This is a genomic window from Kosakonia pseudosacchari (genome assembly GCF_015167415.1).
GTDB classification, from domain to species: Bacteria; Pseudomonadota; Gammaproteobacteria; order Enterobacterales; family Enterobacteriaceae; genus Kosakonia; species Kosakonia pseudosacchari.
Map to the genome: position 1 here is coordinate 1,948,282 of NZ_CP063425.1, position 15,569 is coordinate 1,963,850.

The following is a 15,569-nucleotide window of genomic DNA, read 5'->3' on the forward strand; positions in this document are numbered from 1 at the left end:
TTCCACCGCTAACAGGAGCATCATTATGGGTGTTGTGCCTCGTTGTATTGTCGCAGCAAGTCTCGTCTCTGTTGTCTTTGTCGCTCAGGCCGAAGAACAGCCGGTTTGGGGAGTTGGCGTCGGCGTCATTAGCACGCAAAAGCCTTACCAGGATAGTAACCGGCAGTACACCCCAATCCCGGTTCTGCATTATGAAAACCGTTATTTCCACTTCTCAGGCACGACGGCTGAAGTTAAATTGCCCGCGCTGCATCTGAGTGAAACCCAACAGCTCAATTTCGGTCTAATAGCCCGTTACGACGGCGCAGGCTATTCGTCCGATGATGCCGATATCCTGAAAGGGATGGCGAAACGCAAAGGCGGATTCTGGGGCGGGGCGGGCATTGAGTGGCAAAACCCGGTGGTGGATCTGTTTGCCGACTGGACGCACGATCTTTCCGGCAACAGCAGCGGGCAACGTTTACGTCTGGGCGCAGAAAAAAGCTGGCATCTGAGTGAGCAATTGACATTGACGCCGCGCCTGGTCGCCAGCCGTTATAACAGCAACTATGTCGATTACTACTACGGCGTGCGCCGCAGCGAAGCACGTCCGTGGCGGCCAGCATACCGCGCGGATACCACGCTTAACACCGAAATGGGCGTACGCGGCCTGTACGCGTTCAATGCGCATCACGCGTTGATGGTTGATGTGGAAATGACGCTGCTGGCGTCAGAAATTAAGGACAGCCCGCTGGTGGACAGGACTAACGAGAACCGCATCTTTATGAGTTATATGTACTATTTCTGATGAGCCGAATATTACTGATTGAAGATCACGACCATCTGGCGCGCCTGATTGCCAAAGGGCTGGCGGCGGCGGGGATCGCGGCAGATATCGTCGGGCGCGGCGATGCGGCGTGGACGGCGATAGCACAGGTCTCCTACCAGGCGCTGGTGCTCGATCGCGGCCTGCCCGATGGCGACGGTCTCCAGCTGTTGCATCGTCTGCGTCAGGCGCAGGTCGCGCTCCCCTGTTTGATCCTCACTGCCCGCGATGCGCTGCACGATCGCGTCGAAGGGCTGGAGGCGGGCGCGGATGACTATCTCGCCAAGCCGTTTGCCATGGAGGAACTGGTGGCGCGCGTACGCGCTTTATTGCGCCGTCCGGCGCAAAGCCAGCCCCTGCAACCGGCGTGGGGAGATGTCACTCTCTCGCCGGAAGCCAGCATTATGCAGTGTGGCGAACAGCACATTGCGCTGGCGCCTGCGGAGCTGCAAATCATGTTAGCGCTGGTGGGCAAGCAGGGCGGTGTAGTGCGCCGCAGCCGGATGGAAGCCGCCGGATGGGGCTTAAGCGATGCGGTGACGCCAAACGCGCTCGACGTCGCGCTGCACCGGTTAAGGCGCAAGTTAGCGGCGATTGGTTCGCGCCTGCAGATTGTTAACCTCAGGGGACTGGGCTATGCCATCCGGGAAAAAACGTTGGTTGAATAGCCTTGCGCTGAAGATCCTGCTGGCGTTTATCGCCGGGGCGCTGCTGAGTATTGCATTACTGGTGCTGTCGGGTCGGGTGGTGAAAGAGCGCTTGCCGGGGATGGATCTTTCTGATTACACCCACAGGCTGGCGAAGGAGTTGCAGTTTGACTCACGCGGCCTGCCGATTGGGTTCAACAACGGCGACCAGTTTCCACTGTGGATTTACCAGAGCATTACCGATGATGTGGCTTATCGCGTGCTGGATGCAGAAGGACGAGTCGTGCTGATGTCGCCCGGCGCGCAGCACTGGCCGACGCTGACACCGCAAATAGCCCGAGATTTTAAATTTACGCTTAACGGCATGATTTACGATGGCGCGAGCGAACCGTATGTACTTGCAGGCAAAACCTGGTGGATCCAGATGGCCGCCAGCTCGCGCATTATCGACTTTCTGCATCGCGGTTTTGCCTTACCGTTTATCCGCTTCGGTATTGAGTTGTTCAGCCTGGTGCTGCTGGTGGTGTTCGGGCTTTGTGCGTGGGTGACGCTGAAATATTCCCTGAAGCCGCTGCGCAATGTGTCGACGGAGGCGGCGCTTATCTCGCCGCGCTCGCTGGATGCGCGTCTGCAAACGCGCGGTGTGCCGACAGAGATCTTGCCGCTGATTGACAGCTTCAACCAGGTGCTGGCGCGACTGGAGAAGGGGTATCGCAATCAGCAGGATTTTCTGGCGAAAGCGGCGCATGAGTTAAAAACGCCGCTGACGCTGATACGCGCGGAAGTTGAACTGATGGATCAACAGCGCGACGCACGCGAGCCGCTGTTGTTGCAGGTTGAACATCTGGCGCGTCAGGTTCAGCAATTATTACTGCTGGCAGAGGCCAGCGAACCGCTTAGCTACCAGTTTGCTCTGGTTGATGTGAAGGCGATTGCCCGCGATAGCGTGCAGTTTCTTCAGCGTATCGCGTTAGACGCGCAGGTTTCGTTGATCTTATCAACGGCTGGCGATGCGCTGCGCTGGCGCGCCGATCGCGGGGCGTTATTTACCCTGCTTAAAAACTTGATCGAGAACGCTATCCAGCATGCGCCGCCCGGTACGGCAGTGCATATCGCCGTCAGCGAAAAGGGGTTTACGGTGCGCGATGTGGGGCCGGGCGTGGCGGAAGACGACTTGCCACTGTTGTTTTCGCGCTTCTGGCGCGGCGCGCATCGACGCGATAGCGGGGCGGGACTGGGGCTGGCGATTTGCCATGAAATTGCGCTGGCGCACGGCTGGACGTTGCAGGCGGAAAATGCCTGCCCGGGGTTGCTTCTGACAGTGTCGACCGGGTGAGCCACCCGGTCGACGATAGCGTTAACGACCCGCTTTTAACTTCTGGTAATACTCTTCATAAATGGCGCTGGCGCTGCCAACATCGTTTTGCCATTCACCTTTCTCGATGGTCCCGGCATCCGGATAGAGGGATTTATCATTTGCCACTTCAGGTTTGAGCAGCTTACGCGCCGCCAGGTTTGGCGTCGGGTAACCGATTGTTTCCGCGACCTGTTTCGCGATTTCCGGGCGCAACAGGAAGTTAATCAGCTTCAGCGCACCGTCGACGTTTTTCGCATTAGCGGGGATCGCTAAGCTGTCCATCCAGAAAATACCGCCTTCTTTTGGCCACACCACATCCAGCGGCGTTCCCGCCTGGCGCGCAACCCAGGCGGAACCGTTCCACACCATACCAAGGTTCACTTCGCCTTCCATATACGGGTTCGCCGGATTATCGGAGTTAAACGCCGCCACGTTCGGCATCAGTTTTTGTAGCTCTTTATAAGCCGCTTCAATCTCTTTCACATCGGTGGTGTTGCCGGAATAACCGAGTTTGCGCAGTGCCATCTGGAACACTTCGCGCGCATCATCGGTTAACAGCAGGCTGCTTTTGTATTCCGGTTTCCACAGATCTGCCCAACTGGTGATGGTTTTCGCATCGATGGCGTCGCTGTTGACGCCAATCGCCGTCGCGCCCCAAATGTACGGAATGGAGTAATCATTGTTGGGATCAAATGGCTTGTTCAGCATTTGCGGATCGAGATTATGGAAGTTAGTCAGCTTCGTTTTATCGATCTTCTGAATCATGCCCTCTTTGCGCATTTTGTCGACAAAGTAGGTCGACGGAACGACCAGATCGTACGCACCTTCTTTGTACGTTTTGAGCTTGGCGTACATGGTTTCATTCGACTCATAGGTTGAATAGATAACCTTGATGCCGGTCTCTTTGGTGAACTGTTCCAGCAGGCCCGGCGGCACATACTCGGTCCAGTTATAGAAGTAGAGTGTTTTGTTGTCGTCGGCGTGTGCGGCGCTCATGCCGAGGGCAAGTGCGCCCGCCGCGAGCAGGTGGCGTGACCATTTTTTCATTCAAACGTCCCCTGAGTTTGCGCCTGTCTTGCAGGCTATTTTATTTGCCATTCCGGGTCGGGACAGTGCCCGAACGCCTAACGTTCTGCGGCGTCTGTGCGCTGTTCGCCCGAACTGGCTGCATCCATTACGCCTGGCGAGGCAGGCTTTTTGTTTTCGTCGTATCACGCGCAATCAACTGGCTGGCAATGACCAGCACCAGCGATAGCACGAGCAGGATCGTCGCCAGCGCGTTCACTTCCGGTGAGACGCCGACTTTGACCATCGAGTAAATCTTTAATGGCAGAATTTCATACCCTGGCCCGGTGACGAAAGAGGAAACCACGACGTCATCCATCGACAGAGTAAAGCTTAGCAGCCAGCCAGCGGCGACAGCGGGCATCGCCAGCGGCAGGATGATTTTGCGCAAAATAGTCATCTCGCTGGCACCCAGATCTTTGGCCGCTTCCAGCATCCGTACATCAAACCCTTTCAGCCGTGAAAACACCGTGACCACCACAAACGGCAGGCAGAAGGTGATATGCGAAAACAGCAGCGACCAGAAACCCAGTTGCACGCCGAGCAGCATAAACAGCACCAGCAGTGAAATTGCCATCACGATATCCGGCGACATCATCACCACAAACAGCATGCCACTGACAAAGGGTTTGCCGCGAAAACGGTAGCGGTAAAGCGCCACGGCGGTCAGTGAGCCAATCAGTGTTGCGAACGTTGCCGACAGCACCGCCATCGTCAGGGAGTGCTGCGCCGCCTGCAGCAGGCTGTCGTTATTTATCAACAGGCTGTACCACTGGGTGGAAAAGCCCTGCCAGTTGATGCCAAAACGCGAGCTGTTAAAGGAGTTGACGATCAAAATAATGATCGGGATATAAAGGTAAGCGTAAATGGCGGTCATAAAACCGCCGCGCAGCAGTCGACCCATCATTCGAGCTCCACCTTTTTATTCAGCAATCGCGCGACGCGCCAGTAAACCAGCAGCATCAGCCCCATCACGATGGTCAGCGTGATGCTGGTTGCCGACCCAAACGGCCAGTCGCGAATGTTCAGGAACTGGCTCTTAATCACGTTACCGACCAGCAGGTTTTTTGCGCCGCCCATCAAATCCGAGACGTAAAACAGCCCCATCGCAGGCAGCATCACCAGCAAACAACCGGCGACGATCCCGGGCATCGTCAGCGGAATAATGATGCGGATAAAGGTTTGCAGCTTGCTGGCACCGAGATCTTTTGCCGCTTCCAGCAGCGGTTTATCAAGCTTTTCGATGCTGGAGTAGAGCGGCATCACCATAAACGGCAGCAGAATGTAAACCAGCCCGATAATCACCGCGCCGGGGGTAAACATAATGCGCAGCGGCGTATCAATAATGCCCAGCCACAGCAGGAACTCGTTAAGATACCCTTTGGTGCTGAGGAAAATTTTCAGCCCATAGATGCGGATCAGCGAGTTGGTCCAGAAGGGGACAATCAGCAAAAACAGCAGTAACGGGCGCACCCTGGCCGGCAGTTTCGCCAGAAACCAGGCAAACGGATAGCCCAGCGCCAGACACGCCAGCGTGGCGATAAATGCCATGTTGAGCGAGTGCAACAGCACGTCGAAATAGAGCGGATCGAGTAGCCTGGCGTAGTTATCCAGCGTAAAGACCAGCTTGACGAAGTTAGCGTCGTCGCGGGTCAAAAAGCTGGTGGCGATGATCATCAGGTTGGGCAGAAAAACAAACAGTACAAGCCAACCAACGATGGTCGCGATCACGCCCTTCTGGAATTTACTTGTACTCTTCATCAGCCAGTACGACCTCCCAGCTCTCTACCCAGTTGATGGCCATTTTCTGGTCCAGCGAATGGTCAAAATCCGGATCGTCTTCATTAAAGAACTCGCTGACCATTACCATTTTGCCGTTTTCCAGCTCGACCATGGATTCCAGCGTCATCCCTTTGTAGTTACGCTCGCGCACATAGCCAATCAGCCCTTCGGCTTCGGCAATATCATGGATCTCTTCGACGCGCAGATCTTCCGGGCGCAGCAGCACGTTCAACCGCTGACCTTTTTCCACCGCGAAGTTGACATAGATATTACACTCGCGGCCTTCGACATTTGCCCGCACACGGCTGTCGTCCAGACGCTCAATCACCGTGGCGCTGAAAATATTGATTTCGCCAATAAAACTGGCGACAAACAGGTTTTTCGGCTCTTCATAAATTTCGCGCGGCGTGCCGTCCTGCTCGATGCGCCCGTCGCGCATCACCACGATGCGATCTGACATGGTCAGCGCTTCTTCCTGATCGTGGGTCACAAAGACAAAAGTGATACCGAGCTTACGCTGCAACGCTTTCAGTTCGTTCTGCATCTGCTTGCGCAGCTTATAATCGAGCGCGGAGAGGGACTCATCCAGCAGCAGTAAACGCGGTTTATTCACTACCGCGCGGGCAATGGCGACACGCTGTTGCTGACCGCCGGAAAGCTGGTGCGGTTTACGCTGGGCGAACTCATCAAGCTGCACCATGCGCAGTGCTTCGGTGACGCGCGGCGTAATTTCTTGCGCCGGGGTTTTTTGCATCCGCAGGCCAAATGCCACGTTTTCGAACACGGTCATATGCGGAAAGAGGGCGTAACTTTGAAAAACGGTATTCACATGGCGGTGTTCTGCCGGAACGTGGGTAATATCCTGGGCATCAAGATGGATATGGCCGGCATCAACGCTTTCCAGCCCGGCGATCAGGCGCAGAACCGTGGTCTTACCGCAGCCAGAAGGGCCAAGCAGCGTCAGAAATTCGCCGTTATTGATGGTGAGATTGAAATCAGAAATGACATTTTTGCCATCAAAGCTTTTGCGAATACCGGCCAGTTGCACCAGCGGTGAACGCGAACGCGATTGTGTGTTCAATTATTTACTCTGTCCCGTGTTTGCGCATCAAAAGTGATATCCGATGCGGGGTTTGTGATGAACCACCTTCAGGGTTGTGCACGATTTAAGGGCTGGCATTCTACGGCAAACCCATGAAATCGCCAATTGTTGTTCGCTTTTCACCGCGCAGCACCGCATGTTCTCAACAATACTGACTACGTTGCGCGCGATTTTGAAAATATTGCCGTTTACGGGGTAAAAGTGACCTGACGCAATATTTGTCTTTTCGCGCTTACTGATAATGTTGTGACATTTTGTAGGGGGGCTTCATGGACAAATTATTAGAGCGTTTTTTGCAGTACGTTTCTCTGGATACTCAATCAAAGCCCGGCGTCCGCCAGGTGCCGAGCACAGACGGCCAATGGAAGCTCCTGCGTTTACTTCAGAACCAGCTGGAAGAGATGGGGCTGGAGAATGTGACATTAAGCGATAAAGGCACGGTGATGGCGAAACTGCCGTCGAATGTGCAAATGCCAGTTCCGGCCATCGGTTTTATTTCTCATGTCGACACCTCGCCGGATTACAGCGGCAAGAATGTTAACCCGCAAATCGTTGAAAACTATCGCGGCGGCGACATTGCGCTAGGGGTTGGCGATGAGATCCTCTCGCCGGTGATGTTCCCGGTGCTGCACCAGATGCTGGGCCAGACGCTGATCACCACCGACGGCAAAACGCTGCTTGGCGCGGACGATAAAGCCGGCGTCGCTGAAATCATGACCGCGCTGGCGGTGCTGAAAAAGAAAAATATTCCGCACGGTGATATTTGCGTCGCTTTTACGCCGGATGAAGAAGTGGGCAAAGGGGCAAAATATTTCGACGTAGAGAAATTTGGCGCGAAATGGGCGTATACCGTTGATGGCGGCGGCGTAGGTGAGCTGGAGTTTGAGAACTTCAACGCTGCCTCGGTGAATATAAAGATTGTTGGCAATAACGTGCATCCCGGTACGGCGAAAGGGGTAATGGTTAACGCCTTGACGCTCGCCAGCAAAATTCACGCGCTGGTGCCGGAAGAGGAGAGCCCGGAACAGACCGAGGGCTACGAAGGGTTTTACCATCTCACCAGCATAAAAGGCACGGTTGATCGCGCCGACATGCACTACATCATTCGCGATTTTGACCGCAAAAACTTCGAAGCGCGTAAACGTAAAATGATGGAGATCGCCAAAAAAGTCGGCAAGGGTCTGCACCCGGACTGCTATATCGAACTGGTGATTGAAGACAGCTATTACAATATGCATGAGAAAGTGGTCGAGTTTCCGCACATTCTGGAAGTGGCGCAACAGGCCATGCGCGACTGCGACATTGAGCCTGATCTGAAACCGATTCGCGGCGGTACCGACGGGGCGCAGCTTTCGTTTATGGGGTTACCGTGTCCCAACCTGTTTACCGGCGGCTATAACTACCACGGCAAACATGAGTTTGTGACGCTGGAAGGCATGGAAAAAGCGGTGCAGGTGATTGTACGTATCGCCGAACTGACCGCCAAAGCTGAATAAATCTTCTCATATTGCCCGGTGGCAAGCGCCTCCGGGCAACCTCAGGCATTAATCTTCAAAGAACCAGTAACCGCTGTTAACCAGCGCCGCCAGCATGGCGAGGAACGAGGGATCTTCCAGCGCATCGCCGAGCAGCTCTCCCGTCAGCACGATATGGTTGGCGAGTGCCTCCAGCGCCGGGCGGTGCGGCGAGTTGATCCGCTCGCCGTTGGCGAACACATCTTCACCGATGCGCAATACGCGCAAGCCGCCAAGGCGCACCAGTTTGTCGCCTTGTTGCAGCGCATCGTAAATCTCATCCGGTTGGTAAGGCGGCTCTGGCGGCGCGACATCCAGCTCGTGACGTGACTGGGAGATAAATTCCCCCATCCACTCCCTGAACTGCTCCGGTTGATTAATCAGCTCCAGCATCATTGCGCGCAGTCTATCCAGTTCGTGCGGCAAAATATCTGCCGGATGATCGCGCAACTGCACGTCCGGATCGCTGTAACGCTGGCTGCCCAGTTCGCGTTGCAGGACATAATCGGCGAAGCCGCTGATTAGCTCGCGACCGCTTGGCGCACGGAAGCCCACCGAGTAGTTCAATGAATTTTCCAGCGAATAGCCTTCGTGCGGGAATCCAGGCGGAATATAGAGGATATCGCCCGGCTCCATCTCTTCATCAATAATGGCTTCGAACGGATCGACCTGAAGCAGATCCGGGTGCGGACAGTGCTGCTTGAGCGGCGTTTTATCGCCGACGCGCCAGCGGCGACGGCCGGTTCCCTGAATGATAAACACATCATACTGATCGAGATGCGGGCCAACGCCGCCGCCGGGCACTGAGAATGAGATCATTAGATCGTCTGTGCGCCAGTCAGGCAGCACGCGGAACGGGCGCATCAGTGCTGCGGCCGGCTGATGCCAGTGGTTCACCGCCTGCACCAGCAGCGACCAGTTATTCTCGCCCAGGTGATCGTAACTCTCGAAAGGGCCATGCCCGACCTGCCATTTGCCATCAAGATGGCTGACCAGCCGACTGTCTACTTCATTTTCCATTGCCAACCCTGCCAGCTCATCGGGGCTTATCGGGTCGACGAAATTTTTAATGCCACGCTTCAGCACCACCGGGCGTTTTTGCCAGTAGCGTTGAATAAAGTCTGGCCAGTTTATCTCTACGTGATATTCCATATGCGTTTCCGGCAAATAATCAGTGGCTGAATAAAGGATCATAGTAATGCTGATATGTCATTTTGTCTGCGTAACGATGTGACATAAAAGTAAAAAGGAGCCATATGGCTCCTTTTTGTTCTTTTTGCCCGCGTTGTGACGGTGAAAGATTAATCGTTGCCGACTATCGTCTGCTGACGGCCAAAAATTACCTCCATTTTTGCACCACCGAGCAGGCTTTCATCGGTCAGGATTTGCCCTTCGTACTGATCCACAATTTCTCGCGCCACAGCAAGCCCAACGCCCTGGCCGGGGCGTAACGTATCGGCGCGCTGCCCGCGATCAAATACCATCTCGCGTTTCGCCGCCGGAATGCCAGGGCCATCGTCTTCCACCAGAATATGCAGCGTATCATCGCTTTGCCGGGCAGAGACTTCGACAAACTCCAGGCAGTATTTGCAGGCGTTATCCAGCACGTTGCCCATCACTTCCATAAAGTCGTTTTTCTCACCGACGAAACTGATTTCCGGTGAAATATCGAGCGTAATATTGACGCCTTTGCGCTGATAAACTTTATTCAGCGCTGAGGTCAGGCTGTCGAGCAGGGGAGCGACCGGGTGCAGTTCCCGGCTGAGCAAACCACTGGAACCGCGCATGGTTGCCCGGTGCAGGTAGTAACCAATTTGCTGGGATATCCGGCTGATTTGCTCCAGCATCACCGGTTCAGCGTCGCTGACGGTCATTTTCTCGCCGCGCAGCGATCGCAAGGTACTTTGCAGCACCGCTAACGGTGTTTTCAGGCTGTGAGTCAAATCGGTGAGGGTGGTGCGGTATTTGTCGTACCGTTCGCGTTCGCTTTTTAACAACCGGTTGAGATTGCTCACCAGGCTGGTGAGTTCGCGGGTGGTTTCCGGATTGAGCTGCTCACGATGGTGCTCTTCCAGCTCGCGCACTTCGCGCGCCAGATCTTCAATGGGCCGCAAGCTCCACCACGCCGCCAGCCACAACAGCGGCACGACTAACAGCAGGTTGGCGGCGAGCACGTAAACGAACCAGCTCCACACCATATAAGAGCGTTTAAGCTCAATTGGGATGGTATCGACCACCACAATGGTTAACTGCGGCATGTGCGCCGTTGCCGGGTAGATATTCACCGCTACCGAGTGGGTCATTTCGGAGCTGCTGTCATCTTCGCGGATCTCTTTCAGCTTCTGGGCAACCGAGTGGTCGTCATCAATCAGCGTACTACTGTTATCGACATCGGCTTCTATCTCATGAAAGCCGTTAGCGGTAAGCCAGTCCGGCTCAATGAGATTTTGCAGCCACGGTACGTCTTTCTGCGACCAGATAAGATTACCCTGCTGATCGTAAATCAGCGCCACCGTCGGGCTTTGCAAATTGAGGGTGTCAGGCAGATCCACACTGAGTTTATTGTTATCCCAGTGCGCCAGGGTATAAAACAGGTTGCTCTCGCCACGCAGCAGGCGGAAGGTCGTTTTGTCAAAGCTGACGCTATAACCCACCAGCGCCACCATACCGTAGGCCAGAGAAAGCACCATCACGACGGCGGCCGTGGCGAGTAAAAAGCGCACCCGCAAAGAAAGCGGCAGAAAATGCCGCAGCAGGCGTCTCATTTCGGCAGTTCGAACAGGTAGCCCTGGCCGCGCACGGTAGTGATAACGTCGTCAGGATAGAGCGTCTGGATTTTCTTACGTAACCGCCCCATCAAAACGTCGATAGTGTGGCTTTCGCGCAGTTCAGCGTCAGGGTAAAGCTGCAGCATCAGCGAATCTTTACTGACCACTTTGCCGCTGTTGCGGATAAGCGTTTCCATAATGGTGTATTCGAAAGCGGTAAGTTTTACCACGTCGTCATTGATGGAGAGTTCGCGGCGGGAGAGATCGACCTGGAACGGCGGCATTGAGATCAACTGAGACGCGAGACCGCTGTTGCGGCGCATCAGCGCCTGAATACGCGCGACCACTTCTTCGATGTGGAACGGTTTGGTGACATAGTCATCAGCACCTGCGCTCAGCACTTCCACTTTATCCTGCCAGCCTTCACGCGCGGTAAGCACCAGCACCGGCAGCGTGACGTCATGGCTGCGCCAGCGGCGAATCAGCGACAGACCATCTTCATCCGGCAAGCCGAGATCGACAATGGCGATGTCCGGCAGATGTTCGTTAAGAAAGTAATCCGCTTCCTTTGCATCTTCTGCGGCGTCGACCTGATGTCCTAACTCCTGCAACTGAACCTTTAAATGGTGACGCAACAGAGCATTATCTTCCACAACGAGTACGCGCATCGTCAGAACTCTCCATATATTTTTGATATAAATAGTTTAACGCTGATTGTGGTGCGCAGGGGATAAACATTTCTTAAACCGGGGGAGAAAGAAACCCTCTTTCGCGGCGGAAAGAGGGCTAACAGCAACGGCGGGGGATTATTTCAACTCATCAACCATAGCGATGGCTCGACCAATATAGTTGGCCGGGGTCATCGCCTTCAGGCGCTCTTTTTCGTTTTCCGGCAGCGCCAGGCTGTCGATAAACTGTTTCATACCTTCAGCATCAACGCGTTTACCGCGCGTCAGCTCTTTCAGTTTTTCGTACGGTTTTTCGATGCCGTAGCGGCGCATTACGGTCTGGATCGGCTCAGCCAGCACTTCCCAGTTATGGTCCAGCTCGTCCAGCAGGCGGTCGCGGTTTACTTCCAGTTTGCTCACGCCTTTCAGCGTCGACTGGTAAGCGATCAGCGCATAACCCACGCCTACGCCAAGATTACGCAGCACGGTGGAGTCGGTCAGATCGCGCTGCCAGCGGGAAACCGGCAGTTTGCTGGCCAGGTGCTGCAACACGGCGTTGGACAGCCCAAGGTTGCCTTCTGAGTTTTCAAAATCGATCGGGTTAACTTTGTGCGGCATGGTTGAAGAACCAATTTCGCCGGCGATGGTTTTCTGCTTGAAGTGGTTCAGCGCAATGTAACCCCAGACATCACGGTCGAAATCGATAAGGATCGTGTTGAAACGTGCCATGCAGTCAAACAGCTCGGCAATATAGTCATGCGGCTCAATCTGCGTGGTGTACGGGTTCCACTGAATACCCAGCGAAGTGACAAACTCTTCGCTGAACTGATGCCAGTCCACTTCCGGGTAAGCGGCGATATGGGCGTTATAGTTGCCGACCGCACCGTTGATTTTGCCCAGAATTTCTACCTGGTTAAGCTGGCGGAACTGGCGCTCCATACGATAAGCCACGTTCGCCATCTCTTTACCCAGCGTCGACGGCGTTGCCGGCTGACCGTGAGTACGGGAGAGCAGGGGGATATCACGATACTGAACGGCCAGATCTTTCACCGCCTCAATGATCTTGCGCCAGTACGGCAGGATCACCTCGTCGCGCGCGGTTTTCAGCATCAGCGCGTGAGACAGGTTGTTGATGTCTTCTGAGGTACAAGCGAAGTGGATAAATTCAGAAACAGCGTGCAGCGCCGGGATCCCCGCCACTTTCTCTTTCAGGAAATACTCCACCGCTTTCACGTCGTGATTAGTGGTGCGTTCGATGGTTTTGATGCGTGCAGCGTCTTCTTCGTTGAAGTCCTCAACGATTTTATCGAGGTAACCGTTTGCGTCGGCAGCAAAAGCAGGAACTTCCTTGATCGCCGCGTGGGTCGCCAGTTTTTGCAGCCAGCGTACTTCAACCTGAACGCGAAATTTCAGCAAACCGAATTCGCTGAAGATCCCGCGCAGTGCGCTGACTTTATCGCCGTAGCGTCCATCGACAGGGGAAACGGCGGTCAGGGAGGATAATTCCATAAGTCACAACTCCGGGAGGTTAACAATGAGCGAGAATTTGTTTGGCCTGCGTCGACAGGCGATTTCGGGAAAACATTAACTGTAGACGACCGCCGCCAACCTGGTGCCACAGCACCGCAGCGCGAATACCGGCCAGCAAGGTGGCGCGGACTTTCGCCTGCACCTGCGGGCTTTGCAGCACGGCAGGCGAGCCGGTGACCTGAATTCGCGGTCCCAGCGGGCTGATAACGTCTACATAGATGGCGGCCATAGCGCTGAGCAGCGTTTCTGACTGCAGGTCAAAATGCTCAAGCTGGCGTTGCAAGCCAGCAATGCGGTTACCGAGCGTCTCCATCGCGCCTTTGCTGGCGGCGAGCTTACGCTCCAGCACCATCATACTGAGCGTGTAGCGGGTCAGCTCACCGTTCAGGCCCTGGCGGTTACTGGCGTTCAGCACGCCGAGCAGCGTTTCCAGCCCGGTACGCAGGTTGGTTTCGCTGCCGCCAAAGACGCCTAAGGTGGAGTCCGGGTTCAGGTCGATTACGCTATTTAACGAGACATGCAGCGCATCCGCGTCACAATGCCCCTGGTGCGCCAGTTGCTGCACCAGACGAGCCGACTGGCAAATTCCCGCCAGCGCCAGGGTTATATCGTAATAGTTCTTCGCCACACTCACTCCTTTATCTGCCCGTCAGCACATCGTTGCTGCGGGCGTTGGCCAGTCCGGTTGTGCAAAAGGTCTTTTAAAGGGGCAGCGGCAGGCGCTGCTCAATAATGCCGCCACCGAGGCATACTTCGCCCAGGTAGAACACCGCTGATTGCCCCGGTGTAACGGCGGCAACCGGTTCATCGAAGCGCACATCAATGCGATCATCATCCAGCGCGGTAACCGTGCAGGGAATATCTTCCTGGCGATAACGCGTTTTTACCGTGCAGCGCAGCGTGCCTTGCAGCGGCTCGCGATCGACCCAGTGCAACTGTTGCGCGATCAGCCCGACAGACATCAGGCGCGGGTGATCGTGTCCCTGGGCGACAATCAGGATATTGTTTTCAACATCTTTATCGACCACGTACCACGGCTCTTCGCTGCCATCTTTGGTCCCGCCGATGCCCAGCCCTTTACGCTGGCCGAGCGTGTGATACATCAGCCCCTGATGCTCGCCGATCTCTTCGCCGTCAACGGTGAGGATTTTACCCGGCTGAGCGGGCAGATAGCGGCCAAGGAATTCGCGGAACTTACGCTCACCAATAAAGCAGATACCGGTCGAGTCTTTTTTCTTCGCCGTCACCAAACCTAGTTCTTCGGCGATTTTACGCACCTGCGGCTTTTCAAGTTCGCCGACCGGGAACAGGCTCTGGGCGATTTGCTCATGACCGAGGGTGTAAAGGAAGTAGCTTTGGTCTTTATTGCCATCAAGACCGCGCAACAGGCGGCTTTTGCCGTCAACATCGGCGCGGCGCACATAGTGGCCGGTGGCAATATAGTCGGCGCCCAGATCTTCGGCAGCGAACTCAAGGAAGGCTTTAAATTTGATCTCTTTGTTGCACAGAATATCCGGGTTCGGCGTACGTCCGGCTTTATATTCAGCCAGAAAATGCTCGAACACGTTGTCCCAGTATTCTGCAGCGAAATTGACGGTGTGAAGCTCAATGCCGAGCTTGTCGCAAACGGCCTGCGCGTCGGCAAGATCCGCCGCCGCAGTGCAGTATTCCTCGCCGTCATCCTCTTCCCAGTTCTTCATGAACAGGCCTTCCACCTTGTAACCTTGTTGTTGCAACAGGTAAGCGGAAACGGAAGAGTCGACACCGCCGGACATGCCGACGATCACTTTTTTTGGGCTATCAGACATAAGAATACTCGCGACTAAGAACTTCAGGGCGGCGTATTCTAGCACGGGCTGGCGGCTCAGGCATCCCCTGTAAACGGCCAGTTAAATTCGGCGATGGTTTCCAGCGGCAGGCGCTTACCGGTCTGGTAGCAGCGAATGCTCTCCGCAACCAGCGGCGAACGCAGGTTTGGCGCGTTGAGGATCTCGTCAGCGGTGACCCAGTGGCAGCAATCGATGTCGCTGTCATGCGGCGCAGTGGCGCACATTTCGTTAAGCTCTACGGCAAACAAAAAACGCAGGAACGGCGTGTGATCAGGTGCCAGCCACTGGTGCATCCGGATAAAATGCTGCGGCTCGGCGTGAATGCCGGTCTCTTCCCACAGCTCGCGCTTTGCTGCCTGCAGCAGGGTTTCGTCGGCTTCGAGATGGCCGGCGGGCTGATTCCACAGCGCCTTGCCGCGAATGGTTTCTTCAACGACCAGAAATTTACCCTGCGCGTGTACCACGCAAGCGACAGTCACATGGGGTTTAAACATCATTGCCT

At 55.2% G+C, this 15,569-nt stretch carries 15 protein-coding genes; 4 read left to right on the forward strand and 11 right to left on the reverse strand.

The genetic code is table 11. From position 1 onward, the window contains the following. Positions 1-25: 25 nt before the first annotated feature. From IP581_RS09090 to IP581_RS09100, 3 genes are read left to right on the forward strand one after another with little or no spacing between them, the layout of a single operon-like run. Positions 26-787 (forward strand): MipA/OmpV family protein, encoded by a 762-nt coding sequence (locus IP581_RS09090; protein ID WP_193822338.1) that lies wholly within the window; start codon positions 26-28, stop codon positions 785-787. Further along, positions 787-1,473: a response regulator transcription factor gene (locus IP581_RS09095; protein ID WP_193822339.1), complete on the forward strand. Its 687-nt coding sequence runs from the start codon at positions 787-789 to the stop codon at positions 1,471-1,473. The genes IP581_RS09090 and IP581_RS09095 overlap by 1 nt, the downstream gene beginning before the upstream one ends. Beyond that, positions 1,442-2,788, forward strand: a complete 1,347-nt coding sequence (locus IP581_RS09100) for a sensor histidine kinase (RefSeq protein WP_193822340.1) — start codon at positions 1,442-1,444, stop codon at positions 2,786-2,788. The genes IP581_RS09095 and IP581_RS09100 overlap by 32 nt, the downstream gene beginning before the upstream one ends. Before the next feature lie 21 nt (positions 2,789-2,809). On the opposite strand, the gene potD is transcribed toward IP581_RS09100, so the two are convergent. From potD to potA, 4 genes are all read right to left on the reverse strand, one after another. Next, positions 2,810-3,856 (reverse strand): spermidine/putrescine ABC transporter substrate-binding protein PotD, encoded by a 1,047-nt coding sequence (potD, locus tag IP581_RS09105; RefSeq protein ID WP_193822341.1) that lies wholly within the window; start codon positions 3,854-3,856, stop codon positions 2,810-2,812. A 127-nt stretch (positions 3,857-3,983) separates the two neighbouring features. Further along, positions 3,984-4,781, reverse strand: a complete 798-nt coding sequence (potC, locus tag IP581_RS09110; protein WP_086869673.1) for a spermidine/putrescine ABC transporter permease PotC — start codon at positions 4,779-4,781, stop codon at positions 3,984-3,986. Beyond that, positions 4,778-5,635: a spermidine/putrescine ABC transporter permease PotB gene (gene potB, locus IP581_RS09115; protein WP_193822342.1), complete on the reverse strand. Its 858-nt coding sequence runs from the start codon at positions 5,633-5,635 to the stop codon at positions 4,778-4,780. The genes potC and potB overlap by 4 nt, the downstream gene beginning before the upstream one ends. After that, a complete protein-coding gene (potA, locus tag IP581_RS09120) occupies positions 5,619-6,737 on the reverse strand; it encodes a spermidine/putrescine ABC transporter ATP-binding protein PotA (RefSeq protein WP_086869670.1) in 1,119 nt (372 codons plus the stop codon). Before potA ends, potB begins: the two co-directional genes overlap by 17 nt. A gap of 290 nt (positions 6,738-7,027) precedes the next feature. Here potA and pepT point away from each other — a divergent pair, with 290 nt between their 5' ends. Then, positions 7,028-8,254 (forward strand): peptidase T, encoded by a 1,227-nt coding sequence (gene pepT / locus IP581_RS09125; RefSeq protein WP_193822343.1) that lies wholly within the window; start codon positions 7,028-7,030, stop codon positions 8,252-8,254. Positions 8,255-8,302: 48 nt separating this feature from the next. Here pepT and IP581_RS09130 read toward each other — a convergent pair whose 3' ends face one another. The 7 genes from IP581_RS09130 to IP581_RS09160 form a co-directional block, all read right to left on the reverse strand. Continuing rightward, positions 8,303-9,424 (reverse strand): ribosomal protein uL16 3-hydroxylase, encoded by a 1,122-nt coding sequence (locus IP581_RS09130; protein WP_193822344.1) that lies wholly within the window; start codon positions 9,422-9,424, stop codon positions 8,303-8,305. A gap of 149 nt (positions 9,425-9,573) precedes the next feature. Beyond that, complete coding sequence (gene phoQ / locus IP581_RS09135) at positions 9,574-11,037, reverse strand: two-component system sensor histidine kinase PhoQ (RefSeq protein ID WP_193822345.1); 1,464 nt, start codon at positions 11,035-11,037, stop codon at positions 9,574-9,576. Next, positions 11,034-11,708 (reverse strand): two-component system response regulator PhoP, encoded by a 675-nt coding sequence (gene phoP, locus IP581_RS09140; protein WP_017456462.1) that lies wholly within the window; start codon positions 11,706-11,708, stop codon positions 11,034-11,036. The genes phoQ and phoP overlap by 4 nt, the downstream gene beginning before the upstream one ends. 138 nt (positions 11,709-11,846) lie before the next feature. Continuing rightward, positions 11,847-13,217, reverse strand: a complete 1,371-nt coding sequence (purB, locus tag IP581_RS09145) for an adenylosuccinate lyase (RefSeq protein WP_193822346.1) — start codon at positions 13,215-13,217, stop codon at positions 11,847-11,849. Positions 13,218-13,236: 19 nt separating this feature from the next. Further along, the gene (gene hflD / locus IP581_RS09150; RefSeq protein ID WP_020457488.1) at positions 13,237-13,866 is read right to left on the reverse strand and encodes a high frequency lysogenization protein HflD; all 630 of its coding nucleotides are present in this window, start codon (positions 13,864-13,866) and stop codon (positions 13,237-13,239) included. 73 nt (positions 13,867-13,939) lie between these two features. Then, a complete protein-coding gene (gene mnmA, locus IP581_RS09155) occupies positions 13,940-15,052 on the reverse strand; it encodes a tRNA 2-thiouridine(34) synthase MnmA (RefSeq protein ID WP_255253672.1) in 1,113 nt (370 codons plus the stop codon). Positions 15,053-15,102: 50 nt separating this feature from the next. Beyond that, the gene (locus tag IP581_RS09160) at positions 15,103-15,561 is read right to left on the reverse strand and encodes an NUDIX hydrolase (RefSeq protein WP_086869662.1); all 459 of its coding nucleotides are present in this window, start codon (positions 15,559-15,561) and stop codon (positions 15,103-15,105) included. Positions 15,562-15,569 lie beyond the last annotated feature (8 nt).

Coding starts and splice junctions, on each gene's coding strand:
- IP581_RS09100 (WP_193822340.1), top strand. CDS start 1,442: ATGCCATCCGGGAAAAAACGTTGGTTGAATAGCCTTGCGCTGAAGATC.
- phoQ (WP_193822345.1), bottom strand. CDS start 11,037: ATGAGACGCCTGCTGCGGCATTTTCTGCCGCTTTCTTTGCGGGTGCGC.
- potB (WP_193822342.1), bottom strand. CDS start 5,635: ATGAAGAGTACAAGTAAATTCCAGAAGGGCGTGATCGCGACCATCGTT.
- potC (WP_086869673.1), bottom strand. CDS start 4,781: ATGATGGGTCGACTGCTGCGCGGCGGTTTTATGACCGCCATTTACGCT.
- IP581_RS09160 (WP_086869662.1), bottom strand. CDS start 15,561: ATGTTTAAACCCCATGTGACTGTCGCTTGCGTGGTACACGCGCAGGGT.
- purB (WP_193822346.1), bottom strand. CDS start 13,217: ATGGAATTATCCTCCCTGACCGCCGTTTCCCCTGTCGATGGACGCTAC.
- IP581_RS09090 (WP_193822338.1), top strand. CDS start 26: ATGGGTGTTGTGCCTCGTTGTATTGTCGCAGCAAGTCTCGTCTCTGTT.
- phoP (WP_017456462.1), bottom strand. CDS start 11,708: ATGCGCGTACTCGTTGTGGAAGATAATGCTCTGTTGCGTCACCATTTA.
- pepT (WP_193822343.1), top strand. CDS start 7,028: ATGGACAAATTATTAGAGCGTTTTTTGCAGTACGTTTCTCTGGATACT.
- potD (WP_193822341.1), bottom strand. CDS start 3,856: ATGAAAAAATGGTCACGCCACCTGCTCGCGGCGGGCGCACTTGCCCTC.
- IP581_RS09095 (WP_193822339.1), top strand. CDS start 787: ATGAGCCGAATATTACTGATTGAAGATCACGACCATCTGGCGCGCCTG.
- IP581_RS09130 (WP_193822344.1), bottom strand. CDS start 9,424: ATGGAATATCACGTAGAGATAAACTGGCCAGACTTTATTCAACGCTAC.